Below are 26,766 nucleotides of genomic sequence, written 5' to 3'. Positions count from 1 at the left end.
AGTGAGTGCTATCGATAATGCTGTTAAAAACAGCTTGAGCGGCCGCCTTCCTGTTATTATTTTTATTATGTCGGTGTTGCTTGGCTTAATGGCATTAAAGCAAACCCCTCGTGAAGAGGAACCGCAAATTGTGGTTCCTATGCTTGATATATATGTAGCAGCACCAAACGTTGAAGCGCCAGAAGTAGCCAGGCTGGTAACAGAGCCATTGGAGAAGTTATTGGCGCAGTTAACGGGTGTTGAGCATATTTACTCAACTACACAAAGTAATGCTGCTGTTGTCACCCTTCGCTTTGAAGTCGGTCACGACCGTGAGCAAGCTATTCTCGATACTTACGCTAAACTCTATAGCTATCAACACACGACGGCGTCAGTGATCAGCTCATGGCAAATACGTCCGGTTGAAGTGAACGATGTGCCCATTGTGATGCTGGGCTTATTTAGTAAAGATCCAAAACTTTACGATGACTATCAACTAACCCGCTTTGCTAACGAAATCGCTAATAGTTTACAGCGCATCGAAAACACCAGCGAAGTGAAAGTGATTGCTGGTAGAACCCGTCAATTAACAATTAACCTTGATGCAAGCGCTCTTGCTGCCCATCAAACAACCCTAACTGATGTGTATTATGCGCTTAGCGTATCTAACCAATTATTGAATGTGGGCAGTGTTGTTGAAGGAAAGCAGCAAATTGCCTTACAAGTGGGTGATGTTTTACGCTCTCAATCTGCGATTGAACGTCTTGTTGTCAACGTGGTAAACGGTAAGAGTGTTTATCTAAGCGATGTGGCCGAGGTGAGTGATGGTCCAAGCGAAGCGCAAAGCTATCAATGGCTGGCTCATTCAGATAACCAACAACAACTTCCTTTAGTCACCATTAGTGTCGCTAAGCAAGCAGGCACCAATGCGGTCGCTGTAGCCAACGAAGTGCACAGCATGATGGACAGTTTATCGGCTAATCTATTGCCAGATGAAGTGGGCTACACCGTACTGCGTGATTATGGCCAAACCGCGAACGAGAAAGTAAATAACCTTACCTCAAGCTTAGTGTTTGCGGTATTTACCGTGGTTATTTTTGTTGGCGTATTTTTAGGTTGGCGACCAGCGATTGTGGTTGGTTTGGCAGTGCCTATTTGCTACGGCATCACCCTGACACTTGATTTTGCCTTTGGCTATACAATTAACCGAGTCACACTGTTTGCACTAATCCTTTCTTTAGGTTTGTTGGTTGATGATCCAATTACAGGGATAGACAACATAAGTCGTTTTTTAACCCACAAAGGCGATAAAAAACAACGCATAGTTGATGCCATGAGCGAAATTCGTGTGGCGCTGTTTATGTCTACATTAACCATTATGGTGGCGTTTATCCCACTTGCGTTTATTACTGGCATGATGGGGCCGTACATGGCACCGATGGCATTCAATGTGCCAATTAGTGTAATGGTTTCGACCATAGTGGCATTTTTTGTTACGCCGTGGTTGGCAATGAAACTACTTAAAGCGCCAGTCGGTGACAGCGTACAACTCGATGCCAATCAGCATGGTTTATATGAGCGCATATTATCACCATTACTTGAGTCTAAAGGCCGTGCCAAACTCGTTTTATGGACCACATTAGCTTTGTTTGTCGCCAGTGCCATGTTACCCGTAATGCGTGCAGTGCCTTTAAAGCTATTACCGTTTGATAATAAAAACGAGTTACAAGTTTTAATCGATATGCCTGAAGGTACAAGCCTTGAGCAAACCGCCGCTTTCACTCGACAAGTACAAACCATCACTTGGCAATTAAATGAAGTAAGCGAGGCGGCAGCCTACGTTGGTCAGCCATCAAGCATGGACTTTAATGGTATGGTGCGTGGTTATTATCGACGTGAAGCTGCTAATTTAGCTGAACTCAGAGTATTACTGCTCGATAAAACTGAGCGTGATCATCAATCTCATGGCGTGGTCATGCGCTTGCGTGCCGCATTAGCGCCACTGGCAACCGATGGCATTGTAATTAAAGTGGTTGAAGTGCCACCGGGTCCTCCGGTTTTAAGTACCTTAGTGGCTGAAGTTTACAGTGAGCCATTTGTTGATACAGACACGCACTATCAAGCAGCCCTTGCTGTTGCTGCAAGGTTAAAACAAGAGCCGCATGTGGTTGAGGTTGATACCAGTATTGCTGCCAATGCACCCTTACAACGTTTTGTTACTGATAAAAGTAAAGCGTCATTGTCGGCGGTGTCTACACAAGATATTGCCCAGACCTTAGCCATTGCTTCGCATGGGCAAAATGTTGGGGTGTTATATGTTAGCGGCGAAACAGACCCTGTCGATATAAAGTTACAACTGCCATATCAAGATCGTAACCAATTTGCTCAATTGCTGGCATTACTAGTTCGTGGTGATAGGGAGCTTGCAAAAACCAGTGATGAATTTGGGCTGCAAAGTGCACCGCGTCCGCTGGTGGCATTATCTGAATTGGGTGAATTTCAGCATCAAGATGTTGCCAAGCCAATTATGCGTAAAGATCAGCGTAATGTTATGTATGTAATGGCTGAGTTAAATGGGCGTACACCCGCTGAAATTATTGCTGACGTCAATGCTGACTTAGGCATTAGCGCTGACGAATTTAGCCAAACTGATTGGCAAAGTAGGCACTTTTTCAATAATGGTGGTAGCCAAGCTTGGCAATTACCTGCTGGCACTGACGTGACCTTTAGTGGTGAAGGCGAATGGCGAATTACTATTGATGTATTCAGAGATATGGGTATTGCCTTTGCGTTTGCGCTCACTGCCATTTTCATCATTTTACGCATTCAAACAAACTCTGCCAGTTTGTCACTGATCATCATGTCGGCTATTCCATTAACCGTAATAGGGATCATGCCGGGCTTTTGGCTATTAAATCAATTTGGAGAGCGCAGCATTGCTGGTGCTCCAGAGCCGGTGCTATTCACTGCAACAGCCATGATTGGCATGATTGCTCTTGCTGGTATTGTGGTTCGTAACTCACTTATTTTAGTTGAGTTTATTAATCAAGCTCGCGGCCAAGGTATGGCAATTAAACAGGCTTTGATTGCCGCAGGTACGGTGCGTATGCGCCCTGTGTTACTCACCGCGGGAACCACCTTACTAGGTAACTTGGTGATCACCCTAGATCCGGTATTTAGCGGTCTAGCGATTGCAATTATTTTTGGTATTGTGGCATCAACATTGTTCTCATTATTTGTTGTGCCACTGGTTTATTATTTAGTGTTTGCAAAGAATGCAGGCAAAGAGGAACAAGCTCATGCAGGGTAAATCGAAACTTACTGGCTCGATCATCGCGTTATCTGTGATCATTGTGGCGGTACTTTACATGGCGGGCAGTTTCTCTGATAAGCAAGCTGCAGGCATGAAAAACCCATCAGCAAATGATTACACTGGTCAGTTAGTGACAGTGACACTGGCAGATATTGCGCGTGATGAAGTTGTACCGGGCACCGTGATTGCAAAACAAAATACGCAAATCTCTTCTCGTGTAATGGCACAAGTTGAGCGTTTAAATGTACGCGCTGGCGATACTGTAAAACAAGGTGACGTGCTAATTACCTTGCAGCAAGATGATTTTAAAGCAGGGCTTGCTCAAAGCGAAGCACAAATAAATGCGATTAATGCCTCGCTGACTCAAGCAGAGAAACAACTAAAGCGTATTAACGATTTATACAAGCAAGGTTTGGTATCTGTTAGCGAATACGACGATGCTAAAGCAAGGTTCGATAATTTAACGGCGAACCTAGCGATTGCTAAACAGCAGCAAACACAAGCGCAAGTTGCACTGAGTTTTACGCAAATTAAAGCGCCGATTTCAGGTGTTGTGGTTGAGCGCTTTGCAGAGCCTGGCGATACCGCAACTCCTGGCACGCCATTACTCGCACTGTATAACCCACAACAATTGCAATTAGCATTTGATGTCAGAGAACAACAAGCAATTAAGTTGAATGTTGGTCAAACTCTAACGGTTAAACTACCTGCTTTATCTACGTCAATGCCTGCTACAGTGACAGAAATTGTGCCGGTTGCTGATAGTGCTGCGCGTAGTATGGAGATCCGTTTAGAAACAGATGCGCAAACTGGATTAATGCCAGGGCTTTATGCGCAATTACAATTACCGCTCGCTACTGAAAAAGGGGTGTTGATTGAGTCAAGCTGGGTGTACCAATATGGCCAATTGAGTATGGTCTATTTACTTGAAAATAATCAGATAGTGCGCCGCTATGTGCGCCTTGGCGAAATGCTCGATGGCCAGCAGCACATCGTTTCAGGTTTAAACCCGGGTGATGTGCTGGCTGTTGATTTTAAAACTAAATAAAGGTTGCTATTTCGTCTAGCGACTTTTTCACTAAGGCATGCTCAGGGATGGTTGCATCTGTGCCTGGGTAGCCTGCAATAAGTAGCATGTAAGGGCGCTCATTATCTTTATCGCGGCCACAAATTTCGGTTAAGAAGCTCATTGGTTTTGGTGTATGCGTGAGGGTGGCAAGACCAGCTCTGTGTAGTGCTTGAATTAAAAAGCCGGTTGCTAGGCCAACAGATTCATGAACATAGTAATTGGTATTTTTGTCATCGGCAGAAATACCGCCTTTCTTTTGACTAAACACGGCAATTAGCCAAGGTGCATGCTCAAGGTAGGGCTTACTGGCATCGGTGCCAAGTGGTTTTAAGGCATCTAACCATTCTTCACCTGCGCGACCTTCATAAAATGAGCGCTCTAGTTTTTCAGCGGCTTCTCGAATTTGTTTTTTCACATCGCTGCTGTGTATTGCTACAAAGTGCCAAGGTTGATGATTGGCCCCACTGGGTGCAGTGCCAGCCGCTTTAATACAAGTTTCGATTATTTCTTTTGGCACTGGGCGATCGCTAAAGCTACGAATACTGTGGCGACGCTGACTCACGGCTAAAAACTCTTCGGCGCGTTTTAGCATCTCGTCATGAGGGTACTCAATAAAGTCATTGAGTGGCTGATTCTTGTGTTCTTGCATGGCTTTTCGCTTCTTGTGTGTTGATGATTTTAATTATGAATATGTTGGTTTCGACGGTACTCTTTTAATTCATTGCTTAACCAATCTTTTGCATTGATTAAGTTACCGTTGCTGAGTTTAACTTTATAGGGCTTACCGCTCCATGAGCTTTTGCTCGCCAGATTTTCGATAAACTTTTCGGCAGTTTTTGCATAGCGGGTTGCTTTTCGATACTTCATAGCTAGGTGTTCGGCAGCATCTTGGCTTGAGTGCTCTGTGCCGTTGCGAATAAATACGGCATCACTCTTAGCGACAAAATCAATGAGGTGATTTATCTCTTGTTCTGGGGTCGCTGCATTACTGAATTGGCTAATGCTCAATAACATTAACGCGATAAACCAATATCCTTTCATTGTTATTTTCACTGTACTTTTTGCTCTATGGTCAAGGTTGCAATTATTGGATTATGATCTGAGCTTACAAGCTCAGGTACTATGGTTGTCTTTATTTTGACACCACGCACCCATACTTGGTCAAGTGCTAACCCAAATGCTTTGGTACGTTTATCATCTAAATAGATAGCTTCGTGCAAACCTAGCTGAGTCAATGTTTGCTGTAATAATGCTTGGCGCTCATCACTCCAAGTATTGAGATCACCGGCAAACACGATAGGCCCTTTGTGCGTTTGCATAATAGCAGCGGCATCGTCTAGCTGTTGTTTAAAGTCACTAACGCCAAAAGCAAAGTTAATGGCATGCAGGTTAATACTCAGTAATAACTGTTGATCTGGCAGCGCATATTCCACAATATTGGTGGCTTTTGGGCTACGTAGCCAAGGCTCTTTATGGGTGAGTGTACAATGCACAGTAGCTGGCCAGCGGCTGAGTGTCATAACTCCAGATTGCACGCCGCCACTCTTATACCCTTTAGCAAAGCGCCAATAGGGTTTGAGCTTTGTAAGCGAAGGTTCTTCGATAGCTTCTTGTAGTAACACAATATCAGCACCGGCATTTAGGTTTTGCAAATCTGTGAGTAAGCCATCTATTTGTGCTTTGTAGATATTCCAACTCAATAACTTGAACTGATAGGGCAAAATATAATGTTCAGCGTAAGTTTGCATACGACTTTGTGCTAACTGCTGTTGGCAATTAGCAAGGTTCACAGCGGTTTTGGTTATACCTTGTTGCTCATCAGAGCTAGGATCGCTTGAAAAGCTATACCAAGACAGCACACTCAAACACACAAGTAATAAAAATATACGCAGATATGCCGTCATAATGACCTTTAGTTACGTTCCTTGAGAGTTAGTCGTTGTTAGCCTCAGTTTAGTTCAAAGGCTAAATGTTAGAAACTGTAGTATTTTCTACAATTTCTATACGCTTTCTTACCCAAAATGAGTACTCATATTCTTATACTTACTGAGCTTAACAACTCAGACAAAGGAACTACTCATGAAACAAATGGCCTGTATGCTGCTTGCCTTATCGGTGACAGCGTGTTCATCAGTCACCATAGTGCCAGAAAAAACAACCAATAAATTAGCCACTAAAGCTGATTACCAAGATAGCCGCCCATTCTTTTTGTGGGGCCTCGTTGGTGAAGAGCGCGTTGATGTAAAGGCTATTTGCCAAGATAAAAAAGTTGCCCAAATGCAATCGCAACAAACATTCGCTGATGGAGCATTAGGGCTCGTTACACTCGGAATTTATGCTCCTCACACAGTAAAAGTATGGTGTGAGCAACAAGCACAGGAGCAACAATTATGAAAAGCTTACTAGCAACAACTGTTTTAGTGGCAACCTTAAGTGGTTGCACAAATATCTACTTTGATAATGGCAGTGCTGCACAAGCCAATAAAGCGCCTGCAACAGAGCAATGGCATCATAACTTTGCCGCGGCGCTTTACGAAGGTTCAGAGCCTGTAGACTTATCAGAGGAGTGCCCTGATTCCGAATGGCAAACTGTTCACACTTATAAGTCGTTCACCAATGGTTTAGCTGAAGCTGCAGTAAACCAAGTTGGGCCTATTTGGTACCCGAAAACAGTTGAAATAAGCTGCGCTCAAGTACCTTATAAGCCAGACTAGTTATTCATAACGCAGTGCATCAATTGGGTTTAAGCGTGCAGCTTTAATAGCGGGCGCTAAGCCAAACACAATACCAATCAATGAAGTAAAGCCAAATGACAGCATAATCGCCCAACCCGGTATGTAGGCATCTGGCATGCTCGGCACTAAAACTGAAATTAGTGCCGCAGCACCGTAGCCTATCGCTAAACCAATTAAACCACCAAACAGTGATAGCACCACCGCTTCAACTAAAAATTGCAGCATAATAAAACCAGGTGTTGCCCCTAATGCTTTTAAAGTGCCGATCACACGCGTACGTTCTGTTACCGAAACCAGCATGATATTCATCACTCCGATACCACCAACTACCAGGCTGATACCTACGATCCCCGCGGTAATTGCGGTTGCACTTCCGGTAAATTTATCGATATTAGCACGGGCTTTTTCGGCGGTTTCAAATTCAAAGTCGTCATCTTCACCGTCTTTCAGTTTATGTAATTGACGTAAGATGCGGCGAATTTTACCCAGTACTTGCGCTTCGTTAGCGTCGTCTTTTAAACGAAACATCATTTGTACATTAGTATCAACACTGCCGCCTTCTAATGCACTCATGGTACTTATCGGAATATTAATGTAATCGTCTTGGTCAAAACCTAATAAACTACCTTGTTTTTCAGCAACACCAATAATGCGAAACCACTCACCACCGAGTTTGATATATTCACCTACAGGGTTTTCTGGCAGGTTAAGCTTTTCGATAATTGAAGGGCCAATAAACGCCACTCTACGGCGTTTTGCATCATCTTCTGCGCGAATAAATCGGCCGAGTTCTGGGTAGGTACGGTAAGCTTTTTGGTAGTCTTGCTCTGTGCCCATTACCCGTGAAGCATGGCTTTTATTGCCATACTCTGCTGCACCCGAAAAGCGCCAAGTAAACATCAGTGCAGTAAAGGTTTCAGCTTCTTTCACGCGTGCTTTTAGAGTTAAAAAGTCGCTGTAGGTTAACTTTGCTTGTTGCCCTACCATTTCTTTTTCTACGCTAGTGTAAGGCTTTATATTGGTGACATCAGGAGACATGTCAGCAAGCTGATCATTAATTTGCTTGGTAAACCCTTGCATTACTGCTACCACGGTCACAACTGCAGCAACACCAATAATAATGCCCAAGCAGGTAAGGGCACTACGCATTGCATTGGCTTTAATTGCCATCAGTGCTGCTTTTGTGCCTTCCATTACAGCGATAGCAGATTTAAACATGTTGTCTTGCTCCTTCGCCTTTGCGGGTATCACTAACAACTTTGCCATCAACTAAACGAATAACACGTTGGCAGTGATCAGCAATATCTTGTTCGTGAGTAACCAAAATAATGGTGTGCCCTTCGTTATGAAGCTCATCAAACAGCGCCATGATTTCAGTGGTGGTTTTACTATCTAGGTTACCGGTAGGCTCATCACCAAGTAGAATGTGGGGTTTAGTAACCAGTGCGCGAGCAATAGCGACACGTTGACGTTGGCCACCAGAAAGCTGGCTCGAAAGGTGATTTACCTTATCGCCAAGACCAACCCGTTGTAATGATTCGAGCGCTTGCTGCTTTCGCTCTTTGGCCGAGATAAATCGATACACCAAAGGCTGCATAACATTTTCAAGAGCGGATGCTCGTGGTAATAAATTGAAACTTTGAAAAATAAAGCCAACACTTTTATTACGCTGATGAGCAAGCTCCGTTTCGGTCATGCGCTTTACGAGCTTATCTTTTAAATAGTAGTCACCACTGGTGGGAGTATCTAAGCAGCCAAGCAAGTTCATCAGGGTTGATTTACCTGAGCCGGAAGGGCCAATAATGGCAACATACTCATTTTGAGCAATTTCAATATTAATATCATCAAGGGCTTTGAAAACTTGTTCGCCCATTTTGTATTGTTTATTGATATTACTGAGTTTGATCACCACAGACATTAGCTAGCACCTTTTTCAGGGCTGTTTTTAACGGCTACCGTATCACCCTCTTTAAGTGAGCTAAGTGGTCTAGCTGGGCCGATAACAATACGATCTCCTTTTGCAACACCGCTGGTTAGTGCTTGTTCGATATCTGAAGAAATACCTACCGTAACAGCTGTTTTAGTTACTGTGTTATCTGCGTTAAGCTTCCAGACAAAGTAGCTATCATCCTCTTTTTGAATAGCTTCAATAGGCAGTTTTAAGCCGTTTTCGGCAATGCTTGTAGCGATTTCTGCGCGGCAGCTCATTCCGGCATAAAGCTGGCGGTCAGTGGCATCAAGCAGTACCTTGACTTTAAATGATAAGCCTTGTGAACCAGCTTGATTTTTTGCTGATGTGCCAATGTTTATGACTTTGCCAGTAAAAGGTTGATTTGGGTAAGCGGCAGCATAGATATCTGCATGTTGGTCTAGTTTGATACCAGCAATATCGGTTTCATCCACTCGAAGTTCGGCTAATATTGCGCTGGGGTCAGCTACTAGCATCAAGTCTGAGCCAATAATGTTGGTTGTTCCCGCAATAACGGTTTCACCTTCTTTAATATTTACCGAAGCAAGTAGGCCACTCATTGGAGCGCGAAACACGCTTTTATTTAAACGGTCTTCAGCAATCAATAGTGATGCTTGGGCTTGGTTGTAAGCTTCACGTTTTGCTTCAATATCTATTTTTGCTAAATCGCGGGCATTTTGTAGGTTTTCATACACTTCTTGGCCAGCAAGGCCCACTTCATAAAGCTCTTTTTGGCGGCTTAATTGGCGCTCAATATTTTTTAATCGGGTTTCGCTATGTTTAATATCGATTTCGGTCGCACGAAGCACGGCTTTATTGCGGGCAACTTCAGATTCAAACGCGGTCGTATCTAAGCGCATAAGAATATCGCCTTCAGTGACACTTTCGCCTTCTTCTACAAACACCTTCGCTACACGGCCAGTCACTTCTGAGCGCAGTTGCACTTGGGTGTTAAAAACTAGGTTACCAGAGGCTAAAATTGAATCGGCAATATTGCCTTGTTCAACTTCTGCAATATGCATTTCTGGTGCATCTTTATTGCCTGTGACTTGTTTTGAGATTAGTAAAGCGACAAATGCCGTAACAGCGAGGCCAATTATAATGGCTTTTTTCATCTTTCTTCCTTGGAAGTTAAGAGCGGCATATTGCCGCTCAAAGCAGAATTAAACGAGAGCGATTACAGTCCAAATACCGTAAATAACAATACTTGGTAAGGCTGCAAACAGTAACGCCTTATTGAAAGTGAAATTAGTCCAGCTCTTTAAACCGATAGCTGCGATGAAAATACCCCAAATAGAAAAGATATTGAGACTTTCAAGTAAGGTGTAGAATGGGTGGCCAATTTCTAAACCAATTAAAAGTTGGTTAATCGAAGCATAGTTAAATAACGTCTGTGAGATTTGGTCGGTACTCGCAGTTAATACTAAGATGAGTAAACCTAGGCTTGAAATAATCATTGGCATCATAGTCCACACACCAAAGCCATACCACGCACCATAGCCATAATTAGCTTCTGGGTCTTGCTTAGATACAAATAGGTAGTAGCCTGCCATTAGAGCATTAATAACAGCCAAACCAATAATGCCACCAAACATAGCAAACCATACTTGCATATCTATGGTTTGCTCCATGCTTTGGCGAATCATTTTTTGTTCTGCAATGGTGGCATCAACACTGGCCGCTGCCACTTGTTGATCTATTAAAAACTGCGGGTCAGCCTTATTGTAAAAAGCAAACATGCTGGCAGCGAGAATGCCGGCAAGTAAAATAAAGGCAACAAAAGACCAACCTTTTGCCTCTTTTAAACCATTAAAGGCTTTGCTTGGGCTGATAAAAATATCAACCAAAGCAGTCATAACATTTGACGATTTCATTTTTTATTCCTTGTTTTATAACATTTGTTTTTAGGTACTAAAATATCCTGTTTAGTAACAAATTAGCAATCTATTTTGTAACTGTATGTTAACAGCTGTGATTGGTAAATCTGTGATATGGTTAAAGAGTTAATTTGAGTCGAATTTATTAGGAAGAGTAGGTCGTTATGGTGAATAGCAATGATCGTTGTATTGATGAGTTGGTATTAGGGTTCTGGCGTTTGCTAGATTGGCAGATAACGCCCCAGCAATGCTTAAGTTTTTTAGAAAATGCAATTGAAATGGGGGTGTCACATACCGATCACGCTGACATTTACGGTGAATACGGTTGTGAAGCTGAATTTGGTAAAGCACTTAAACTAAAACCAAGTATTCGTGATGAAATCAAAATAATCACAAAGTGTGGTATCAAGCCTGCGTTTGCAAGCCTAGGGCTACAAGGCAAAGCAAATCATTATGATTCAAGTGCCGCGCATATTATTGCCTCGGCACAGCAGTCACTTAAAAACTTCAGCACTGATCGTTTAGATGTATTACTTATTCATCGCCCTGATTACTTGATGAACGCCGATGAAATGGCACAAGCATTTAATACCCTAAAAGCAAATGGTGATGTGCTTGACTTTGGTGTATCTAATTTTACCCCATCGCAACTTAGCTTGTTGCAGTCGCGTTTAGACTTTGAGCTTGTGACTAATCAAATTGAGTTTTCTCCGTACGAGATGAAAGCCCTTGATGATGGCAGCTTAGACCAATGCCAATTACTTGATATCAAACCTATGCTTTGGTCTCCATTAGCTGGGGGGCGCTTATTCTCAAGTGAAGATGAAAAAGCGGTGCGTTTACGTGCAGTGTTGGAGCAGGTTGGGGCTGAAATTGGCGCCACAGCCATTGATCAGGTTGTTTATGCTTGGCTGTTAATGCACCCAAGTGCACCGTCTGTGGTACTTGGTACGGGTAATATTGAGCGTGTTAAATCAGCTGTTGACGCTAAGCAGCTTACTATGAACCGTGAACAATGGTATCGCATTTGGCAAGGCTCAACTGGTCATAGTGTACCATAAGTGTATTGATATAAATGAGAAAAGGGCCTTAACGGCCCTTCGTGTTGCAGCAAGTAACACATTCTTTATAAAGTGAAGTCAACCGCGTAAGCGACGTACACTTTTACATCTGAACCATCAATGTCGTTGTCTGAAAGACCGAAAGTAAAGCCGTCTTTCGACACTGAAACACCGTAGTCGATGATGTCATCATCACCAATGAAATCCCCTGAGTAATGACCTAAGTGAAGGGCCATTTCTGCACCGGTACTGCCAACTGGGAAACTGTAGTCAGCATTTAAATATAGAGAGTCACCAAAATCTGTACCGTCACCGCTTGCTGCTGATGTTGCTAGGACTGCTGCACCAAAGGTGAAGCTACCCATGCTAATGCTACCGTAGATTTCTGAGAAGTCTGCATCTGTGTAAGATGCTGCATCTGGGTATGCATAATAAATGTAGCCAACATCGTAGCTAAAGGTTTCATTGATTTCACCGCCAAAACCAGCATAAAGGTCTAGCTCGTAAGTCATGTCGTCAGCCCAGCTAGCATTCGACACCCAAGTACCCGCATAAAAGCCAGATTCACTTGCGTAGTCGATACCACCTTGGATTGCAGCATCACCGCCGCCTTGCTCTTGACCACGCCATAAGTAGTTTGAAGTTGCCGCAGCGTTTGCTGTGACTTCTGCATAGCTATATGTTGAGCTCAAAGTTAATAGCGCAAGGGCGCTTGCTGCGACCGTTTTTTTTAGTTTTAGCATGTTTCTGTATCCTGTTGTTATGTTGATTTTGTCCCATTTTCAGATTGCAGTCTGGTTATTATTTGAGGACATTTTCTATGTGTTGTCTGGATACGATATTGCACTGGTTGTGCCAAGTTAATTTCTAACGGGATATTTTATGCTTAAAGGCTTTAAAAACAGGCTTTTAAACTTGTTTAATTGTGAAAAGGATGGTTATTTGAATTGTTCATGCGCACATGTGTGGTGCAAAAAATAACCCGGTTGCACAATTGCGAAGCAACCGGGTTTTGCTTATTTGAGAGTAACTTAGCCGAAAATTGCACGCATTAGACTAATGGTTTCTTCAACACTGCGGCCTTTTTCAACTTCACTGATGATTGAATCGCGCTTAGCTTTGATATGTTCAGGGATATCATCACTTGCTAATGCTCGGTCCACCAGTATCTCTGCTGATTCTTTGCCACGGCGTACGGTCTTTTTACCTGCTGAGCTCGTGGTACTCTTAGGTTTGTTTAACAACTTAATATAGTTAGAGTTATCAGCGGTACTTTTATCTGCATAATAAAAGAAGCTAGGCAATAGGGCTTTGATTTCAACCAGAGATTGTTCAAGCTCATTTGCTGCACTGGCCATTTTGAACCAAGGCATGCTATGTATTGCTTCGATAACATCTTGCCAGTAGCGCTCAAAATCACGGTTATTAAGCTTAGTAATGCCTAATGCCGCACAAAGGGCATCAAGTTTACTATTTACGATTGGTGTAAACACGTCAGGTCGGCGCATCGCAAGTAAGCGAGTAGCAGGAGCAAGCGTTGGCTTTTCTTCGCTGCCATTAAATGCCATGAAGTAAGCCACCATAAAATGCTGATAATGTTCTTGCGTTACTTCACCCTCAAGTGGAATGTGTGCAAGCGCCTCATCGAACGCACCAGGTAAATCACTCAACATTTGGTGGAAACCTTTCGCGTTCTTGGTAGAAGCAAACCACTCAACGTCGAAGTTATAGCTGCTTGGATCAAGCGAGGCACTGTGTTTACCTGAAAACGCTAAACGGTCTTCTGGGATCATCTCTTTTAGGGATTGCGATTTAATTGCAGCAATGTAATTAGCTAAGCGTAGTTGCTCATCAAGGGCTAAAAGCTCTTTATGCTGCTCGATGAAGCCTGCAATAACAGGCCATGGCGCAACCCTTAATGTTTTTAACTGCAAAAAACTGATTGCAGAAATTAATAAGTCATGAAGTTTTTTAAGAGTGGGTAATTGCTTATCTTCTAACAGATCGTAGTTAATGCGATCGCGGCTTGCACTTAATAGCTCATAGCACCAACCTAAAAAGTCTTCAGGGTGGTTTTCTACTTTAACTGCCATTAGGTTTAAGCTGATATCAGAGGCTTGCTTGAGGATATTTTGATAAATTTGACTTTCTTGCTCGCCAAGCGCCATTTTTGACGGTGAAATAAGCAGTTTCTTCATGCTTAATCGATACTCCAGTTTTGACCAAATTGGGTTGTTTAATTTTAGTACACAGGGTGCAAAAACAACAGGGTCGTGCATCATACCGAAGTAATGAAATGATGCAATCTTACTGATAATTTATAAGTAAGATTGCGACTGACGTGGTTTATTAATCATTGTCATCGAGTGTAAATAATTGCTCAACACTGAGTTCAAAGTGAGCAGCAATTTTTAACGCGATAATCACCGAGGGTATAAAGCGGCCTGTTTCAACTGTGCTAATGGTTTTACGTGATACTGCAATGGCATCAGCAAGTTCTTGCTGCGATAATCCCTTTTCTTTGCGGAATTTAGCGATATTATTTTGCACTTTTATACCTAGTCTCTACTTTGCCAAAGAATTGATACGCCATATATCAAACACATCAAGGCAAGGTAAAATGTGGCCATCATGCTATGAGATACATTTAAAGCAAGTTCATCAGACAATAAAAAAATAGCCCCCATGCTAAAAAGCAATCCAAGCACAACATGTTTATAAGCGATGGTATCAATCGTATTTAAAAATTCATCCTTATAAGTAAGGCGATAACCAAGTTTCCATGTAAATCCCCCTCTAATCACAAACATAAAGAAAGATCCTAAAAATGCGGCAACACCAATAAACAGTAAAAATACTGATGTTTGCTTGAGCATTGGGTAAACACTAATAATTAATAACGTGACTCCCATGAATATTGAAAACCATGCGTTATGACTCATAAACTTTTCTTCCGTTTTGATATCTTGCTTAGACATAATCGTTTCCTTTTATTTTAAACTCAAATGTAACCTACAGGTATCAATGTAACCCTAGGGTATCATACGGTCAAGATCTTTTTGTAACCTACAGGTATCAAAAAGTTTCAGCGCTGATTCATATTCTTGTACCTAAGCTTGTTTACAAACCTTTTTGTGTGTTGGGCAATGCATTTGCGCCTAACTACCGCTATGATATGAACATTGTTTGCCCATTTTTAAGGATGATTATGAAAACCTTACTGAAAATTGTTGGTGTCATCTTCGTATTACTGATTGCATTGGTAGTCGCAGCACCATTCCTAATACCTACAGACGCGATATTTAATAAAGTATCGGAGCAAGTAGAACAAACCACAGGTCGTAGTCTGACTATTAATGGCGATAAAAAGCTGTCGGTATTTCCATCATTAAAACTCGAATTGAATGATGTGCACTTTGCCAATATGCAAACAGGCTCGCAAAAAGATATGGCAAGCATGCAGCAACTTGCTATCCGTATCCCGTGGATGTCGTTATTTGGCGGTGAGTTTAAGCTTGATAAATTCGTTATTAACGAACCAACGATTTTGTTAGAAACCGATAAAAATGGTAAAGCAAACTGGCAATTATTTGATGCGGTTGCTGAGCAACCACAGACAGAGCAGCAAAAGAGTTCTGGCGCTGTTAACTTACCAGATAACTTTGATATTGAACTTGGTGAAGTAGCAATCTACGGTGGTACTTTCACTTATCTAGATGGTAAAACTGGGGCAAAGCAACAGATAAGCGATTTAGAATTAGCAATCTTACTACCTTCTCTTCGTAAGACCTTAGAATTAAAAGGCGGTATTACCTATATGGGTGAGCGCTTTGATTTAGATGTGACGCTAGATACACCTGTTAAAGCGATTGAAGGCGAAACCTTTAATGTAAGCACTGAGGTTGATTCACGTTTAGTCGACTTGAACTTTAAAGGTGCAATTGCAGAAATGGGTAATGACGTGCAAGGGCTTCTTTCTGTTAGTGGTGACTCTGTTAAAAACATTGCGAGCTGGCAAGGTGTTGAGCTTAATGCAAAAGAAAATGCGTTTAATGCCTTTAATGTAAAGGGTTCGATGCACCTAAAAGGACAGCAGTTTAAGCTTACTGAGCTACTTGCCACCCTCGATGAGCTGCAAATTAAAGGTAAAAGCGATATTAAGCTTGGTGAACGGTTAGCTGTGAATGCCGATATTGATTTGGGCATGCTTGATTTAAACCCTTACCTACCAGAAGGCGTAGCTAAAGAAGAACAAGCAGAACCTGCCGCAGATGCACCAGCACAGCCAATTGTTTGGGATGATACTGCAATTGATATGAGCGGCTTAAACGCACTAGATGCAAATGTAGTCGTGCGTTCAAGTGGCTTAAAAGCAAATGATATTACCCTTGGTGAAAACCAGTTAACGGTGAACCTAAAAAATGCCGTGGCTAAAATCAGTTTAGATAAGTTTGTTGCTTATGAAGGCAATGGTAAAGGTGTAATAACCGTTAACGCCAAGCAAACACCTTATAAAATTAGTACTAACTTTTCTTTAGATAAAATCGATGCACAGCCATTACTAACTGATGCGGCTGGTTTCGATAAGTTAATGGGTAAAGGCTCTCTAAATTGGGATCTAACGACCACAGGTCAAAGCCAAAAGAGCTTTATCAATGCTTTAAATGGTAAGTTAGGCTTTGAGTTTGCTGATGGTGCGGTAAAAGGGGCCAACATTGCAGAGATGGTTCGTAAAGCAAAAGAGCTTATCAAAGGTAACTTGAGTGCAGTATCAGAAGGTTTAGATACAGGCTTTGATAACTCACAGCAAACAGACTTCTCGGCATTGCAGGGCAGTTTTGTATTCACTAACGGTGTTGGTGAAAATAAAGACCTATCACTACTTAGCCCGCTTATTCGCATTACAGGCTCAGGTAAAGTTGATTTACCTATGACGAATGTAGACTATCGCTTGGTAACGGGGATTGTTGATTCAATCGAAGGGCAAGGCACGACCGATGACAGTACCGGCTTTAAAATTCCACTGCGTATCAAAGGTCCATTCCATGATGTTGGTTATAGTTTAGATGTCAGTGATGCGGCTAAAGAAGAAGTCAAAGAAAAAGCTAAAGATAAAATCAAAGACAAATTAAAAGGTCTATTTGGTAATTAATAAAAATTTAATTAAAGTCAAAAACAGGGCGCATTTGCGTCCTGTTTGTTTTATAATCAATAACAAACCAGCAAGCTGCTGTAATTCCTCAATGCAAGCATTGCGATTAATTCCAAATTAATTAAAAAATAACCTACCACTTCCTTGCCATTGCTGCTACAATTGCCCGCCCTTAAGAGACAACTTGCTTGTTTTTTGAGTGGAATTTAACCGAAATGTCTTGATTTTAAACAAAATTAAGGCGCGTTGTAATTTCTACACCGGAGGTCATTAACATGATCCAAATGCAAACTCAGCTGGACGTTGCTGATAACAGCGGCGCTCGCAAAGTGCAGTGTATTAAAGTCCTTGGCGGTTCGCACCGTCGCTATGCAGCGGTTGGCGATATCATCAAAGTTTCTGTAAAAGAAGCTATTCCTCGCGGTAAAGTGAAGAAAGGTGATGTTAAAAACGCGGTAGTTGTGCGTACTAAAAAAGGCGTTCGTCGTCCGGACGGTTCTTTGATCCGTTTCGATAGCAATGCGGCTGTTATCTTAAACGATAACTTACAGCCAATTGGTACTCGTATCTTCGGCCCTGTGACTCGTGAACTTCGTACTGAAAAGTTCATGAAAATCGTTTCACTAGCACCAGAAGTACTATAAGGAGTCTATCATGGCAGCAAAAATCCGTCGTGATGACGAAGTAATCGTACTAGCAGGCAAAGACAAAGGTAAGCGCGGTAAAGTGCTTTCAGTTGTTGCTGAATCTGGTCGAGTATTTGTCGAAGGCATCAACTTAATCAAGAAGCACCAAAAGCCTGTTCCTCAGTTGAACCAAGCTGGCGGTATTGTTGAGAAAGAAGCGTCTATCGACGTATCAAACGTTGCGATCTACAACTCGGAAACGGGTAAAGCAGATCGTGTAGGTTTCAAGATTGAAGATGGTAAGAAATTACGTATCTTTAAATCTACTGGTAAAACTATCTAATAGTTGGAGTAGAATGATGGCGAAACTGCATGAAGTATATAAAGACAAAGTAGTTGCTGAGCTTCAAGAGAAGTTTGGTTTCAGCTCTGTCATGCAAGTCCCTCAGATCGAAAAGATCACATTAAACATGGGTGTGGGCGAAGCTCTAGCTGACAAGAAGATCCTAGATAACGCTGTTGCGGATCTAGAAGCAATCTCTGGTCAGAAACCTCTAATCACTAAAGCACGCAAATCAGTTGCTGGCTTCAAAGTGCGTGAAGGTTACCCAATTGGTTGTAAAGTAACCCTACGTGGCGAGCGTATGTGGGACTTTTTTGAGCGTTTGGTTTCAATCGCTATCCCACGTATCCGTGACTTCCGTGGTGTAAGTGCTAAGTCTTTTGATGGACGTGGTAACTACAGCATGGGCGTACGTGAGCAAATCATCTTCCCAGAAATCGATTATGATAAAGTAGACCGTGTTCGCGGTATGGATATCACAATCACTACTTCTGCGAAAACAGATGATGAAGGCCGTGCGTTGTTAGAAGCGTTTAACTTCCCATTCAAGAAATAAGGGTAGGGTTATGGCAAAGAATTCTATGAAAGCGCGCGAAGCAAAGCGTGCGAAATTAGTTGCTCAGTTCGCTGAAAAGCGTGCGGCACTAAAAGCTATCATCAGTGATGTTAATACATCTGACGATGATCGTTGGGACGCGGTATTAAAGCTTCAAGCTTTACCACGTGATTCTAGCTCTTCACGTCAACGTAATCGTTGTAACGTTACGGGCCGCCCACATGGTTACCTTCGCAAATTCGGCATGAGCCGTATTAAAGTTCGCGAAGCAGCTATGCGCGGTGAAATTCCTGGCCTTAAAAAGGCTAGCTGGTAATAGTATCACGGGAGTAAGACTATGAGCTTGCAAGATCCTATTGCGGATTTGTTTACACGTATCCGTAACGGTCAGTCAGCGAAGAAAGTATCAGTAACGATGCCAACTTCAAAACTGAAAGTAGCAGTAGCTAAAGTATTAAAAGATGAAGGTTATATCGCAGATTACGCTGTAAGCGGTGAAGCGAAGCCTGAGCTTTCTATCGATTTAAAATATTTCGAAGGCAAAGCTGTTATTGAAAACATCCAGCGTGTTAGCCGCCCTGGTCTACGTATCTATAAGAAACGTGACGAATTACCAAAGGTAATGGGTGGTCTTGGTATCGCTATCGTATCAACTTCTAAAGGCCTAATGACAGACCGCGCAGCACGTAGTGCCGGCGTTGGTGGTGAGATCATTGGCTTTGTAGCTTAATCGGAGGGGAACTATGTCTCGCATAGCAAAGGCACCAATCAATGTTCCTGCCGGTGTAGAAGTTACATTAAAAGGCCAGGACATCACAGTTAAAGGCAAAAACGGTGAATTAACTCGTACAATCAACGACGCTGTTGAAGTACAAGTTAACGACAACGTTATTACAACTTTACCTCGTGAAGGCGTAGCTAATGCATGGGCACAAGCAGGTACTGCTCGCGCTCTAATCAACAACATGGTTGTTGGTACGCATGAAGGTTACGAGAAGAAACTTCAGTTAGTAGGTGTTGGTTACCGTGCAGCAGCTAAGGGCAAAGTATTAGACTTAACTCTTGGTTTCTCACACCCAGTGAATTTCGAAGTACCAGAAGGTATTACGATTGAAACACCAAGCCAAACAGAAGTTCTAGTTAAGGGCGTAGACAAGCAGTTAGTTGGTCAAACAGCTGCTAACATCCGTGCATACCGTAAACCTGAGCCTTATAAAGGTAAAGGTGTTCGTTACGCGGACGAGAATGTACGCCGTAAAGAGGCTAAGAAGAAGTAAGGTAAGACGATGGATAAAAAAACAGCTCGTCTACGTCGTGCTAAGCGCACTCGTAGAAATTACATTGAACAAGGCACAACGCGTCTTGTTATCCACCGCACGCCACGTCACATTTACGCTCAAGTAGTTACTGCTGAGGGTACTGTACTGGCTGCTGCTTCTACTGTTGAAAAAGCAATTAGCGAAACAGTTAAAGGCACAGGTAACGTTGCAGCTGCTCAAGCAGTTGGTAAAGCGGTTGCTGAACGTGCAGCTGACAAAGGCATCGAAAAGATTGCTTTTGATCGCAGTGGCTTTAAATATCACGGCCGTGTGAAGGCGCTTGCTGATGCAGCGCGTGAAGCCGGTCTGCAATTCTAGGAGTAGACAATGGCTAACGTAGAAGCAAAGCAACAACAGCCTGATTTGGCTGAAAAGCTAATCGCGGTAAACCGTGTGTCTAAAGTGGTTAAAGGTGGTCGTATCTTTAGCTTCACTGCACTAACAGTAGTTGGTGACGGCGCAGGTAAAGTAGGTTTTGGTTATGGTAAAGCACGTGAAGTTCCAGCTGCTATTCAAAAAGCAATGGAAAAAGCACGTCGCAACATGATCAGTGTAGACCTTAACGGTAACACGCTACAGCACCCAATCAAGGGTCGCCACGCGGGTTCTAAAGTATACATGCAGCCTGCTTCTGAAGGTACAGGTATCATCGCCGGTGGTGCGATGCGTGCAGTACTAGAAGTAACTGGTGTACAGAACGTATTGTCAAAAGCATACGGTTCAACTAACCCGATCAACATCGTTCGTGCAACGATTGCTGCTCTAGAGAACATGAACTCTCCAGAGTCAATCGCTGCTAAACGTGGTCTTAGCGTTGACGAAATCACGGGGTAAACCATGGCTAATAAAACTGTAAAAGTAACACAAGTAAAGAGCTCTATCGGTCGTTTACCGAAGCATAAAGCTACATTACGCGGTCTTGGTCTACGTCGTATCAATCACACTGTTGAGTTAGAAGACACAGCATGTGTGCGTGGTATGATTAACCAAGTTTCTTACATGGTAAAGGTTGAGGGTTAATTCGATGCATTTGAATACACTTTCACCTGCTGCTGGTGCAAAAACTGAAAAGAAACGTCTAGGTCGTGGTATTGGTTCTGGTCTTGGTAAGACTGGTGGCCGTGGTCATAAAGGCCAAAAATCACGTTCTGGCGGTAAAGTACGCGTTGGTTTCGAAGGCGGTCAAATGCCTATGCAACGTCGTCTACCTAAATTTGGTTTCACTTCACGTAAATCATTAGTATCTACTGAAGTTAACCTTTTTGAAATCGCTAAAGTTGAAGGCGATGTAGTAGACGTAAACGCGTTACAAGCAGCTGGTCTAGTTAAAAAGAACATCCAGTTCGTTAAAGTAGTTAAATCTGGCGAAGTTTCACGCGCAGTTACCGTTAAAGGTCTTAAAGTGACTAAAGGTGCTCGCGAAGCTATCGAAGCTGCCGGAGGCAAGGTAGAAGACTAAGGAAGTACTAATGGCTAAACCAGGTCAAGATATGAAAAGTGCACAAAGTGGGCTTTCGGAATTGAAGCGTCGATTACTATTTGTATTAGGTGCTATCATTATTTACCGTCTAGGTTCATTCGTGCCGATCCCTGGGATTGACGCCGCTGTACTTGCCGATTTCTTCGAGCAACAAAAGGGCACCATTGTTGAAATGTTTAACATGTTCAGCGGTGGTGCGCTTGAGCGCGCTTCAGTGTTAGCACTGGGTATTATGCCGTACATCTCGGCTTCGATTATTACGCAACTATTAACGCATATGTATCCGCCGTTTATAGAGCTTAAGAAAGAAGGTGAGCAAGGGCGTAAGAAAATTAGCCAGTACACACGCTACGGCACGCTTGTGCTTGCTACAATCCAATCAATCGGTATTGCTACTAGCTTACCGGGCATGATGGACGGGTTAGTTGTTAACCCAGGTATCGGTTTCTACTTCACTGCTGTAGTGAGTTTAGTAACTGGTACTATGTTCCTAATGTGGTTGGGCGAACAAATTACAGAGCGTGGTATCGGTAACGGCATCTCAGTTCTGATTTTTGTTGGTATTGTAGCTAACCTGCCGTCTGCTATTGGTTCGACAGCCGAAATGGCGCGCCAAGGTGATCTGAATGTACTTGTACTGTTATTGATTGCTGTAATCGTATTCGCTGTTACTTACCTAGTTGTATTCTTTGAACGTGGCCAACGTCGTATCGTCGTTAACTACGCAAAGCGTCAACAAGGTCGTCAGGTATTTGCTGCTCAAAGCACGCACTTACCACTGAAAGTAAACATGGCGGGTGTTATTCCACCAATCTTTGCTAGCAGTATAATTCTGTTCCCTGGTACAATTGCAAGCTGGTTCGGCCAGGGTGAAGGTCCGGTCGCTGATGTGCTACAAGCAATCGCTACAACGTTGACTCCAGGTCAACCTTTATATGCGATGGTTTTAGCTGCGGCTATTATCTTCTTCTGCTTTTTCTACACCGCGTTGGTATTTAACCCGCGTGAAACAGCAGATAACCTGAAAAAATCTGGCGCATTTATCCCAGGTATTCGTCCAGGTGAGCAGACATCTAAATACATTGATAAAGTGATGACACGCCTGACATTGGCAGGTGCTTTGTATATAACCTTTATCTGTCTGGTGCCCGAATTCATGACTATGGCATGGCAAACGCCATTCTATTTCGGCGGTACATCAATTTTGATTATCGTTGTTGTAATCATGGACTTTATGGCACAAGTACAGACGCATCTGATGTCACATCAGTATGATTCTGTGCTGAAAAAAGCAAACCTTAAAGGCTACGGTCGATAAGGTCATTTTACGGAGTTGAGCAATGAAAGTACGTGCTTCCGTTAAGAAAATATGCCGTAACTGTAAAGTTATTAAACGTGCTGGTGTAGTACGCGTAATTTGCAGTGAGCCTAAGCACAAGCAAAGGCAAGGCTAATTAAACAGTCGTGCAGGCTGAGTTATTTACTCGGCCTGTGTTTTTAGTTGTGATTTGGTCTTCGTTTGAGTATCCTTACGGGCTTTTCAAACAGATGATTACCAAATTCAAATATAGGAGATGTGTTAGTGGCCCGTATCGCTGGCATTAACGTCCCTGATCATAAACACGCAGTTATCGGTTTAACTGCTATTTATGGCATAGGTAAGACTCGCTCTAAGGCTATCTTAGCAGCGACTGGTATCGCCGAGACCACAAAAATCGGTGAACTTTCAGACGAAACACTTGACGTATTGCGTGAAGCAGTTGGCAAGTACACTGTAGAAGGTGACCTTCGTCGTGAAGTTACATTAAATATCAAGCGCCTTATGGACCTTGGTTGTTTCCGTGGCCTACGTCACCGTCGTTCGTTACCACTACGTGGTCAACGTACTAAGACTAACGCGCGTACTCGTAAGGGTCCTCGCAAGCCTATCAAGAAATAAGGTGGGGTAGATTATGGCTAAAGCACCAATTCGTCGTAAGAAGGTTAAAAAGCAAGTTGCTGATGGTATGGCTCACGTTCATGCTTCTTTCAACAACACTATTGTAACAATTACCGACCGTCAAGGTAATGCACTATCTTGGGCAACAGCAGGTGGTTCAGGTTTCCGTGGTTCACGTAAATCTACTCCATTCGCGGCTCAGGTTGCTGCAGAGCGTGCAGGTACTGCTGCTCAAGAATACGGTTTAAAAAATCTAGAAGTTTTCATCAAAGGTCCAGGTCCAGGTCGTGAATCTGCTGTACGTGCTTTGAATGCTGCTGGTTACCGTATCACCAACATCACTGACGTGACGCCAATCCCTCATAATGGTTGTCGTCCACCGAAGAAACGTCGCGTTTAACAATAGGTTAGGAGAAATAACATGGCAAGATATTTGGGCCCTAAGCTCAAGCTGAGTCGTCGTGAAGGTACTGACCTGTTCCTTAAGAGCGGCGTAAGAGCTATCGACTCTAAGTGTAAACTTGAGACTGCACCTGGTCAGCACGGCGCTCGTAAAGGTCGCTTATCTGATTACGGTTTACAGCTACGTGAAAAGCAAAAAGTACGTCGTATCTACGGTGTATTAGAAAAGCAATTCCGTAACTACTACAAAGAAGCTGCTCGCCTTAAAGGTAATACAGGTGAAAACTTGTTACAGCTTTTAGAGCAACGTTTAGACAATGTTGTATATCGCATGGGTTTTGCTAGCACACGCGCTGAAGCACGTCAGTTAGTAAGCCACAAAGCGATTTTAGTTAATGGTCGTGTTGTGAACATTCCTTCATACGTAATTACTCCAGAAGATACTGTTGTAATTCGTGAGAAGTCAAAAACACAAGCACGTATCATCGCTGCTCTAGAGTTGGCTGAGCAACGTGAAAAGCCGACTTGGGTTGAAGTTGACGGTAAGAAAATGGAAGGTAGCTTCAAGCGCCTACCTGAGCGTTCAGATCTGTCTGCGGACATTAACGAACAACTAATCGTCGAACTTTACTCTAAGTAAAGTTAAGAGTTAAGAGAGGATAAAATGCAGGGTTCTGTTACCGAATTCCTAAAACCAAGGTTAGTCGATATCGACGCTATCAACCCAACGCGTTCTAAAGTAGTTTTAGAACCATTAGAGCGTGGCTTTGGTCACACTTTGGGTAATGCCTTACGCCGTATACTGTTATCATCTATGCCTGGATGTGCAGTAACTGAAGTAGAAATCGACGGTGTATTGCATGAGTACAGCGCGAAAGAGGGCGTACAAGAAGACATCATTGAAATTCTGTTAAACCTTAAAGGTCTAGCAGTAACTTTAGAAGGCAAAGATGAAGTTTTTCTGACCCTGACTAAATCTGGTGTAGGCCCTGTGACTGCGGCTGATATTCAGCACGATGGTGATGTAACTATCGCCAACCCAGATCACGTTATCTGTCACCTTACGACAGATAGCAGCGAGATCAGCATGCGTATTCGTGTTGAGCGCGGTCGCGGTTATGTGCCGGCATCTAGTCGTTTATCCTCTGATGACGATGAGCGTCCAATTGGTCGTCTGCTGCTTGATGCATCATTCAGCCCAGTTGAACGTATTGCGTACTCGGTTGAATCAGCCCGTGTTGAGCAACGTACAGACTTAGACAAGTTAATCATTGATATGGAAACAAACGGCACTCTAGATCCTGAAGAAGCGATCCGCCGTGCGTCTACTATCTTAGCTGAGCAATTAGATGCATTCGTAGATTTACGTGATGTAACTGAGCCAGAAGAGAAAGAAGAGAAGCCAGAATTCGATCCTATTCTGCTTCGTCCAGTTGATGATCTTGAGCTAACAGTACGTTCAGCAAACTGTTTGAAAGCCGAGCAAATTCAATATATCGGTGATTTAGTTCAGCGCACTGAAGTTGAGCTTCTTAAAACGCCTAACTTAGGTAAGAAGTCTCTAACTGAAATTAAAGACGTGCTAGCTTCACGTGGTCTTTCTCTAGGTATGCGCCTAGAAAATTGGCCGCCTGCAAGCCTAGCTGAATAATCTAAATCACTATATTAGTTTAGTTAGAAGGATAGGGTCATGCGCCATCGTAAGAGTGGTCGTCAATTAAACCGTAACAGCAGCCATCGCAAAGCGATGTTCAGCAACATGGCTGGTTCTTTGGTGAAACATGAAATCATCAAAACAACTTTGCCTAAAGCTAAAGAGTTGCGCCGTGTAATTGAACCTTTAATCACACTGGCTAAGACTGACAGTGTAGCAAACCGCCGTTTAGCGTTTGCTCGCACGCGTGATAATGAAGTAGTTGGTAAATTATTCAGCGAAATCGGTCCACGTAATACAGACCGTCCTGGTGGTTACACTCGTATTCTTAAGTGTGGCTTCCGTGCTGGTGATAATGCACCAATGGCTTATATTGAACTAGTTGGTCGCCCAGCGACAAACGAAGAAGTTCAAGAAGACGCGCAGTCTGCAGAGTAAGTCGTAAAGACACCAAAAAGCCGAGCTTATGCTCGGCTTTTTACTTTCTAAAATTCACTACTAAAAATTCACTCTCAATAATACAGCTCTATCAACCCTAAACATTACCATGCAATCTTGAAGTACCTAGCACCCAGCACCTAGCAATTAAGATCACATATAAAGATCAATTCGCGTTCTTTTATAGTTAAAATCACCTTCTATACAACTTAAATACAAGCTCATTTATAAAAAACACTGCCTAAATAGCCATAATACGAGTAATTTAGTGCTATTTTTACCCGTTTCGTTCGTATTTTGCGCGAACAGTCATTTTTTTCATAAAAACTTCAAAAAACAGTTGATCTCAATTCAGATCTCCCTATAATGCGCATCCACCGACACGGCGGACTGCTTACAAAAAAGCAAAACGACGAGTTGGTTGAGTCAAGTAAAACTGAGTTTTGAAAAAATAAACTTTTCTCAAAATTAAGTGTTGACAAAAATAACGGCTTGCGTAGAATGCACAGCCCTTGAGACGCAAAAGTATCTCAAACGTTCTTTAACAATATAAAGCAATCATCTGTGTGGGCACTCGTACAGATTGAGTTCTAACAGCGAAGCTTGGTTTACTAAGTGGAGCAAACAAATTTAGAGTCTCAATTTCTTATGAGTGACTATATAGTCAATTTATACAGAATTCATTGAGCACGAAACTTCGGTTTCAAAAAACTTTTAATTGAAGAGTTTGATCATGGCTCAGATTGAACGCTGGCGGCAGGCCTAACACATGCAAGTCGAGCGGTAACAGAGAGTAGCTTGCTACTCTGCTGACGAGCGGCGGACGGGTGAGTAATGCTTGGGAATATGCCTTA

General features: G+C 42.8%; 34 protein-coding genes and 1 rRNA gene. 24 read left to right on the top strand and 11 right to left on the bottom strand.

From position 1 onward, the window contains the following. The first annotated feature begins 1 nt into the window (after position 1). Together AOG27_RS18160 and AOG27_RS18155 are read left to right on the top strand one after the other, a co-directional pair. On the top strand, positions 2–3,289 hold the full coding sequence (locus tag AOG27_RS18160) for an efflux RND transporter permease subunit (protein WP_054554406.1): 3,288 nt from the start codon (positions 2–4) through the stop codon (positions 3,287–3,289). After that, a complete protein-coding gene (locus AOG27_RS18155) occupies positions 3,279–4,340 on the top strand; it encodes an efflux RND transporter periplasmic adaptor subunit (protein ID WP_054554405.1) in 1,062 nt (353 codons plus the stop codon). The genes AOG27_RS18160 and AOG27_RS18155 overlap by 11 nt, the downstream gene beginning before the upstream one ends. Here the strand turns inward: AOG27_RS18155 and AOG27_RS18150 are convergent. The 3 genes from AOG27_RS18150 to AOG27_RS18140 are packed head-to-tail and all read right to left on the bottom strand — an operon-like array spanning position 4,333 to position 6,265. Then, on the bottom strand, positions 4,333–5,010 hold the full coding sequence (locus AOG27_RS18150) for a nitroreductase family protein (RefSeq protein WP_054554404.1): 678 nt from the start codon (positions 5,008–5,010) through the stop codon (positions 4,333–4,335). The genes AOG27_RS18155 and AOG27_RS18150 overlap by 8 nt on opposite strands. Before the next feature lie 29 nt (positions 5,011–5,039). Continuing rightward, positions 5,040–5,402, bottom strand: coding sequence for a DUF5329 domain-containing protein (locus AOG27_RS18145; protein ID WP_054554403.1), 363 nt, complete (start codon positions 5,400–5,402; stop codon positions 5,040–5,042). Between the two features lie 8 nt (positions 5,403–5,410). Beyond that, positions 5,411–6,265, bottom strand: a complete 855-nt coding sequence (locus AOG27_RS18140) for an endonuclease/exonuclease/phosphatase family protein (RefSeq protein WP_054554402.1) — start codon at positions 6,263–6,265, stop codon at positions 5,411–5,413. Positions 6,266–6,440: 175 nt separating this feature from the next. On the opposite strand from AOG27_RS18140, the gene AOG27_RS18135 reads away from it, so the two are divergent. Next, positions 6,441–6,755, top strand: coding sequence for a Bor family protein (locus AOG27_RS18135; RefSeq protein WP_054554401.1), 315 nt, complete (start codon positions 6,441–6,443; stop codon positions 6,753–6,755). Then, on the top strand, positions 6,752–7,075 hold the full coding sequence (locus tag AOG27_RS18130; RefSeq protein WP_054554400.1) for a Bor/Iss family lipoprotein: 324 nt from the start codon (positions 6,752–6,754) through the stop codon (positions 7,073–7,075). The genes AOG27_RS18135 and AOG27_RS18130 overlap by 4 nt, the downstream gene beginning before the upstream one ends. Here AOG27_RS18130 and AOG27_RS18125 read toward each other — a convergent pair whose 3' ends face one another. Genes AOG27_RS18125 through AOG27_RS18110 form a run of 4 tightly spaced genes read right to left on the bottom strand, consistent with a single transcriptional unit; the run spans position 7,076 to position 10,939 of the window. Next, positions 7,076–8,314 (bottom strand): ABC transporter permease, encoded by a 1,239-nt coding sequence (locus tag AOG27_RS18125; protein ID WP_054554399.1) that lies wholly within the window; start codon positions 8,312–8,314, stop codon positions 7,076–7,078. Then, entirely contained in the window at positions 8,307–9,014 is a 708-nt protein-coding gene (locus AOG27_RS18120; protein ID WP_054554398.1) for an ABC transporter ATP-binding protein, read from the bottom strand. The genes AOG27_RS18125 and AOG27_RS18120 overlap by 8 nt, the downstream gene beginning before the upstream one ends. Continuing rightward, positions 9,014–10,180, bottom strand: a complete 1,167-nt coding sequence (locus tag AOG27_RS18115) for an efflux RND transporter periplasmic adaptor subunit (RefSeq protein WP_054554397.1) — start codon at positions 10,178–10,180, stop codon at positions 9,014–9,016. Before AOG27_RS18115 ends, AOG27_RS18120 begins: the two co-directional genes overlap by 1 nt. Before the next feature lie 48 nt (positions 10,181–10,228). After that, a complete protein-coding gene (locus AOG27_RS18110; RefSeq protein ID WP_054554396.1) occupies positions 10,229–10,939 on the bottom strand; it encodes a YIP1 family protein in 711 nt (236 codons plus the stop codon). Positions 10,940–11,109: 170 nt separating this feature from the next. Between AOG27_RS18110 and AOG27_RS18105 the strand changes: the two genes are divergently transcribed. Continuing rightward, positions 11,110–12,003 carry an aldo/keto reductase gene (locus AOG27_RS18105; RefSeq protein ID WP_054554512.1) on the top strand — a complete coding sequence of 298 codons (894 nt, stop codon included), beginning with the start codon at positions 11,110–11,112 and terminating at the stop codon, positions 12,001–12,003. 65 nt (positions 12,004–12,068) lie between these two features. Here the strand turns inward: AOG27_RS18105 and AOG27_RS18100 are convergent, their stop codons facing one another. The 4 genes from AOG27_RS18100 to AOG27_RS18085 form a co-directional block, all read right to left on the bottom strand. Then, on the bottom strand, positions 12,069–12,746 hold the full coding sequence (locus AOG27_RS18100) for a TorF family putative porin (protein WP_054554395.1): 678 nt from the start codon (positions 12,744–12,746) through the stop codon (positions 12,069–12,071). Between the two features lie 288 nt (positions 12,747–13,034). Beyond that, positions 13,035–14,201 (bottom strand): hypothetical protein, encoded by a 1,167-nt coding sequence (locus AOG27_RS18095; RefSeq protein WP_054554511.1) that lies wholly within the window; start codon positions 14,199–14,201, stop codon positions 13,035–13,037. A 151-nt stretch (positions 14,202–14,352) separates the two neighbouring features. Next, positions 14,353–14,553, bottom strand: a complete 201-nt coding sequence (locus AOG27_RS18090; RefSeq protein ID WP_054554394.1) for a helix-turn-helix transcriptional regulator — start codon at positions 14,551–14,553, stop codon at positions 14,353–14,355. An 8-nt stretch (positions 14,554–14,561) separates the two neighbouring features. Then, on the bottom strand, positions 14,562–14,981 hold the full coding sequence (locus tag AOG27_RS18085; protein ID WP_054554393.1) for a hypothetical protein: 420 nt from the start codon (positions 14,979–14,981) through the stop codon (positions 14,562–14,564). A gap of 230 nt (positions 14,982–15,211) precedes the next feature. On the opposite strand from AOG27_RS18085, the gene AOG27_RS18080 reads away from it, so the two are divergent. The 19 genes from AOG27_RS18080 to AOG27_RS17995 all read left to right on the top strand — a co-directional run. Beyond that, positions 15,212–17,155: an AsmA family protein gene (locus AOG27_RS18080; RefSeq protein ID WP_054554392.1), complete on the top strand. Its 1,944-nt coding sequence runs from the start codon at positions 15,212–15,214 to the stop codon at positions 17,153–17,155. A gap of 275 nt (positions 17,156–17,430) precedes the next feature. Next, the gene (gene rplN, locus AOG27_RS18075) at positions 17,431–17,799 is read left to right on the top strand and encodes a 50S ribosomal protein L14 (RefSeq protein ID WP_010378257.1); all 369 of its coding nucleotides are present in this window, start codon (positions 17,431–17,433) and stop codon (positions 17,797–17,799) included. A gap of 10 nt (positions 17,800–17,809) precedes the next feature. Further along, positions 17,810–18,124, top strand: coding sequence for a 50S ribosomal protein L24 (gene rplX / locus AOG27_RS18070; RefSeq protein ID WP_054554391.1), 315 nt, complete (start codon positions 17,810–17,812; stop codon positions 18,122–18,124). 16 nt (positions 18,125–18,140) lie between these two features. After that, the gene (rplE, locus tag AOG27_RS18065; protein WP_054554390.1) at positions 18,141–18,680 is read left to right on the top strand and encodes a 50S ribosomal protein L5; all 540 of its coding nucleotides are present in this window, start codon (positions 18,141–18,143) and stop codon (positions 18,678–18,680) included. Between the two features lie 10 nt (positions 18,681–18,690). Beyond that, positions 18,691–18,996, top strand: a complete 306-nt coding sequence (rpsN, locus tag AOG27_RS18060; protein WP_054554389.1) for a 30S ribosomal protein S14 — start codon at positions 18,691–18,693, stop codon at positions 18,994–18,996. A 21-nt stretch (positions 18,997–19,017) separates the two neighbouring features. Further along, entirely contained in the window at positions 19,018–19,410 is a 393-nt protein-coding gene (gene rpsH / locus AOG27_RS18055) for a 30S ribosomal protein S8 (protein WP_054554388.1), read from the top strand. Between the two features lie 13 nt (positions 19,411–19,423). Continuing rightward, on the top strand, positions 19,424–19,957 hold the full coding sequence (rplF, locus tag AOG27_RS18050; protein WP_054554387.1) for a 50S ribosomal protein L6: 534 nt from the start codon (positions 19,424–19,426) through the stop codon (positions 19,955–19,957). A gap of 9 nt (positions 19,958–19,966) precedes the next feature. Beyond that, positions 19,967–20,317 carry a 50S ribosomal protein L18 gene (rplR, locus tag AOG27_RS18045; RefSeq protein WP_036974021.1) on the top strand — a complete coding sequence of 117 codons (351 nt, stop codon included), beginning with the start codon at positions 19,967–19,969 and terminating at the stop codon, positions 20,315–20,317. A 9-nt stretch (positions 20,318–20,326) separates the two neighbouring features. Next, complete coding sequence (rpsE, locus tag AOG27_RS18040; RefSeq protein ID WP_036974018.1) at positions 20,327–20,833, top strand: 30S ribosomal protein S5; 507 nt, start codon at positions 20,327–20,329, stop codon at positions 20,831–20,833. A 3-nt stretch (positions 20,834–20,836) separates the two neighbouring features. Continuing rightward, entirely contained in the window at positions 20,837–21,019 is a 183-nt protein-coding gene (gene rpmD, locus AOG27_RS18035) for a 50S ribosomal protein L30 (protein ID WP_016710201.1), read from the top strand. A 4-nt stretch (positions 21,020–21,023) separates the two neighbouring features. Then, on the top strand, positions 21,024–21,458 hold the full coding sequence (rplO, locus tag AOG27_RS18030) for a 50S ribosomal protein L15 (protein ID WP_054554386.1): 435 nt from the start codon (positions 21,024–21,026) through the stop codon (positions 21,456–21,458). Positions 21,459–21,468: 10 nt separating this feature from the next. Further along, positions 21,469–22,797 carry a preprotein translocase subunit SecY gene (gene secY / locus AOG27_RS18025; RefSeq protein ID WP_036974013.1) on the top strand — a complete coding sequence of 443 codons (1,329 nt, stop codon included), beginning with the start codon at positions 21,469–21,471 and terminating at the stop codon, positions 22,795–22,797. A gap of 22 nt (positions 22,798–22,819) precedes the next feature. Continuing rightward, positions 22,820–22,933, top strand: a complete 114-nt coding sequence (gene rpmJ / locus AOG27_RS21310) for a 50S ribosomal protein L36 (RefSeq protein WP_002959476.1) — start codon at positions 22,820–22,822, stop codon at positions 22,931–22,933. Positions 22,934–23,061: 128 nt separating this feature from the next. Beyond that, a complete protein-coding gene (gene rpsM, locus AOG27_RS18020; RefSeq protein WP_036974011.1) occupies positions 23,062–23,418 on the top strand; it encodes a 30S ribosomal protein S13 in 357 nt (118 codons plus the stop codon). A 13-nt stretch (positions 23,419–23,431) separates the two neighbouring features. Continuing rightward, positions 23,432–23,818: a 30S ribosomal protein S11 gene (gene rpsK, locus AOG27_RS18015; RefSeq protein ID WP_036974009.1), complete on the top strand. Its 387-nt coding sequence runs from the start codon at positions 23,432–23,434 to the stop codon at positions 23,816–23,818. A 21-nt stretch (positions 23,819–23,839) separates the two neighbouring features. Then, on the top strand, positions 23,840–24,460 hold the full coding sequence (gene rpsD / locus AOG27_RS18010; protein WP_036974007.1) for a 30S ribosomal protein S4: 621 nt from the start codon (positions 23,840–23,842) through the stop codon (positions 24,458–24,460). A gap of 24 nt (positions 24,461–24,484) precedes the next feature. Then, on the top strand, positions 24,485–25,471 hold the full coding sequence (locus AOG27_RS18005; RefSeq protein ID WP_004589198.1) for a DNA-directed RNA polymerase subunit alpha: 987 nt from the start codon (positions 24,485–24,487) through the stop codon (positions 25,469–25,471). 39 nt (positions 25,472–25,510) lie between these two features. Continuing rightward, positions 25,511–25,912 carry a 50S ribosomal protein L17 gene (gene rplQ, locus AOG27_RS18000; RefSeq protein WP_004589197.1) on the top strand — a complete coding sequence of 134 codons (402 nt, stop codon included), beginning with the start codon at positions 25,511–25,513 and terminating at the stop codon, positions 25,910–25,912. Between the two features lie 715 nt (positions 25,913–26,627). Beyond that, positions 26,628–26,766: ribosomal RNA gene (locus tag AOG27_RS17995) — 16S ribosomal RNA — on the top strand; the annotation flags it as partial.

The organism is Pseudoalteromonas lipolytica (assembly GCF_001306915.1).
Classification (GTDB): domain Bacteria; phylum Pseudomonadota; class Gammaproteobacteria; order Enterobacterales; family Alteromonadaceae; genus Pseudoalteromonas; species Pseudoalteromonas simplex.
This window is presented reverse-complemented; position numbering and strand designations above follow the sequence as displayed.

What these genes read in the sequence shown, in the direction of transcription:
- rpsN (WP_054554389.1), top strand. Translation starts at nt 18,691, where the DNA reads ATGGCAAAGAATTCTATGAAAGCGCGCGAAGCAAAGCGTGCGAAATTA.
- rpsK (WP_036974009.1), top strand. Translation starts at nt 23,432, where the DNA reads ATGGCTAAAGCACCAATTCGTCGTAAGAAGGTTAAAAAGCAAGTTGCT.
- rplE (WP_054554390.1), top strand. Translation starts at nt 18,141, where the DNA reads ATGGCGAAACTGCATGAAGTATATAAAGACAAAGTAGTTGCTGAGCTT.
- rplO (WP_054554386.1), top strand. Translation starts at nt 21,024, where the DNA reads ATGCATTTGAATACACTTTCACCTGCTGCTGGTGCAAAAACTGAAAAG.
- rpmJ (WP_002959476.1), top strand. Translation starts at nt 22,820, where the DNA reads ATGAAAGTACGTGCTTCCGTTAAGAAAATATGCCGTAACTGTAAAGTT.
- rpsH (WP_054554388.1), top strand. Translation starts at nt 19,018, where the DNA reads ATGAGCTTGCAAGATCCTATTGCGGATTTGTTTACACGTATCCGTAAC.
- AOG27_RS18150 (WP_054554404.1), bottom strand. Translation starts at nt 5,010, where the DNA reads ATGCAAGAACACAAGAATCAGCCACTCAATGACTTTATTGAGTACCCT.
- rplX (WP_054554391.1), top strand. Translation starts at nt 17,810, where the DNA reads ATGGCAGCAAAAATCCGTCGTGATGACGAAGTAATCGTACTAGCAGGC.
- AOG27_RS18085 (WP_054554393.1), bottom strand. Translation starts at nt 14,981, where the DNA reads ATGTCTAAGCAAGATATCAAAACGGAAGAAAAGTTTATGAGTCATAAC.
- AOG27_RS18100 (WP_054554395.1), bottom strand. Translation starts at nt 12,746, where the DNA reads ATGCTAAAACTAAAAAAAACGGTCGCAGCAAGCGCCCTTGCGCTATTA.
- AOG27_RS18080 (WP_054554392.1), top strand. Translation starts at nt 15,212, where the DNA reads ATGAAAACCTTACTGAAAATTGTTGGTGTCATCTTCGTATTACTGATT.
- AOG27_RS18135 (WP_054554401.1), top strand. Translation starts at nt 6,441, where the DNA reads ATGAAACAAATGGCCTGTATGCTGCTTGCCTTATCGGTGACAGCGTGT.
- AOG27_RS18115 (WP_054554397.1), bottom strand. Translation starts at nt 10,180, where the DNA reads ATGAAAAAAGCCATTATAATTGGCCTCGCTGTTACGGCATTTGTCGCT.
- AOG27_RS18140 (WP_054554402.1), bottom strand. Translation starts at nt 6,265, where the DNA reads ATGACGGCATATCTGCGTATATTTTTATTACTTGTGTGTTTGAGTGTG.
- AOG27_RS18120 (WP_054554398.1), bottom strand. Translation starts at nt 9,014, where the DNA reads ATGTCTGTGGTGATCAAACTCAGTAATATCAATAAACAATACAAAATG.
- AOG27_RS18155 (WP_054554405.1), top strand. Translation starts at nt 3,279, where the DNA reads ATGCAGGGTAAATCGAAACTTACTGGCTCGATCATCGCGTTATCTGTG.
- AOG27_RS18130 (WP_054554400.1), top strand. Translation starts at nt 6,752, where the DNA reads ATGAAAAGCTTACTAGCAACAACTGTTTTAGTGGCAACCTTAAGTGGT.
- AOG27_RS18110 (WP_054554396.1), bottom strand. Translation starts at nt 10,939, where the DNA reads ATGAAATCGTCAAATGTTATGACTGCTTTGGTTGATATTTTTATCAGC.
- rpmD (WP_016710201.1), top strand. Translation starts at nt 20,837, where the DNA reads ATGGCTAATAAAACTGTAAAAGTAACACAAGTAAAGAGCTCTATCGGT.
- AOG27_RS18095 (WP_054554511.1), bottom strand. Translation starts at nt 14,201, where the DNA reads ATGAAGAAACTGCTTATTTCACCGTCAAAAATGGCGCTTGGCGAGCAA.
- rplQ (WP_004589197.1), top strand. Translation starts at nt 25,511, where the DNA reads ATGCGCCATCGTAAGAGTGGTCGTCAATTAAACCGTAACAGCAGCCAT.
- rplN (WP_010378257.1), top strand. Translation starts at nt 17,431, where the DNA reads ATGATCCAAATGCAAACTCAGCTGGACGTTGCTGATAACAGCGGCGCT.
- rplR (WP_036974021.1), top strand. Translation starts at nt 19,967, where the DNA reads ATGGATAAAAAAACAGCTCGTCTACGTCGTGCTAAGCGCACTCGTAGA.
- AOG27_RS18125 (WP_054554399.1), bottom strand. Translation starts at nt 8,314, where the DNA reads ATGTTTAAATCTGCTATCGCTGTAATGGAAGGCACAAAAGCAGCACTG.
- rpsE (WP_036974018.1), top strand. Translation starts at nt 20,327, where the DNA reads ATGGCTAACGTAGAAGCAAAGCAACAACAGCCTGATTTGGCTGAAAAG.
- AOG27_RS18005 (WP_004589198.1), top strand. Translation starts at nt 24,485, where the DNA reads ATGCAGGGTTCTGTTACCGAATTCCTAAAACCAAGGTTAGTCGATATC.
- AOG27_RS18145 (WP_054554403.1), bottom strand. Translation starts at nt 5,402, where the DNA reads ATGAAAGGATATTGGTTTATCGCGTTAATGTTATTGAGCATTAGCCAA.
- rplF (WP_054554387.1), top strand. Translation starts at nt 19,424, where the DNA reads ATGTCTCGCATAGCAAAGGCACCAATCAATGTTCCTGCCGGTGTAGAA.
- rpsD (WP_036974007.1), top strand. Translation starts at nt 23,840, where the DNA reads ATGGCAAGATATTTGGGCCCTAAGCTCAAGCTGAGTCGTCGTGAAGGT.
- secY (WP_036974013.1), top strand. Translation starts at nt 21,469, where the DNA reads ATGGCTAAACCAGGTCAAGATATGAAAAGTGCACAAAGTGGGCTTTCG.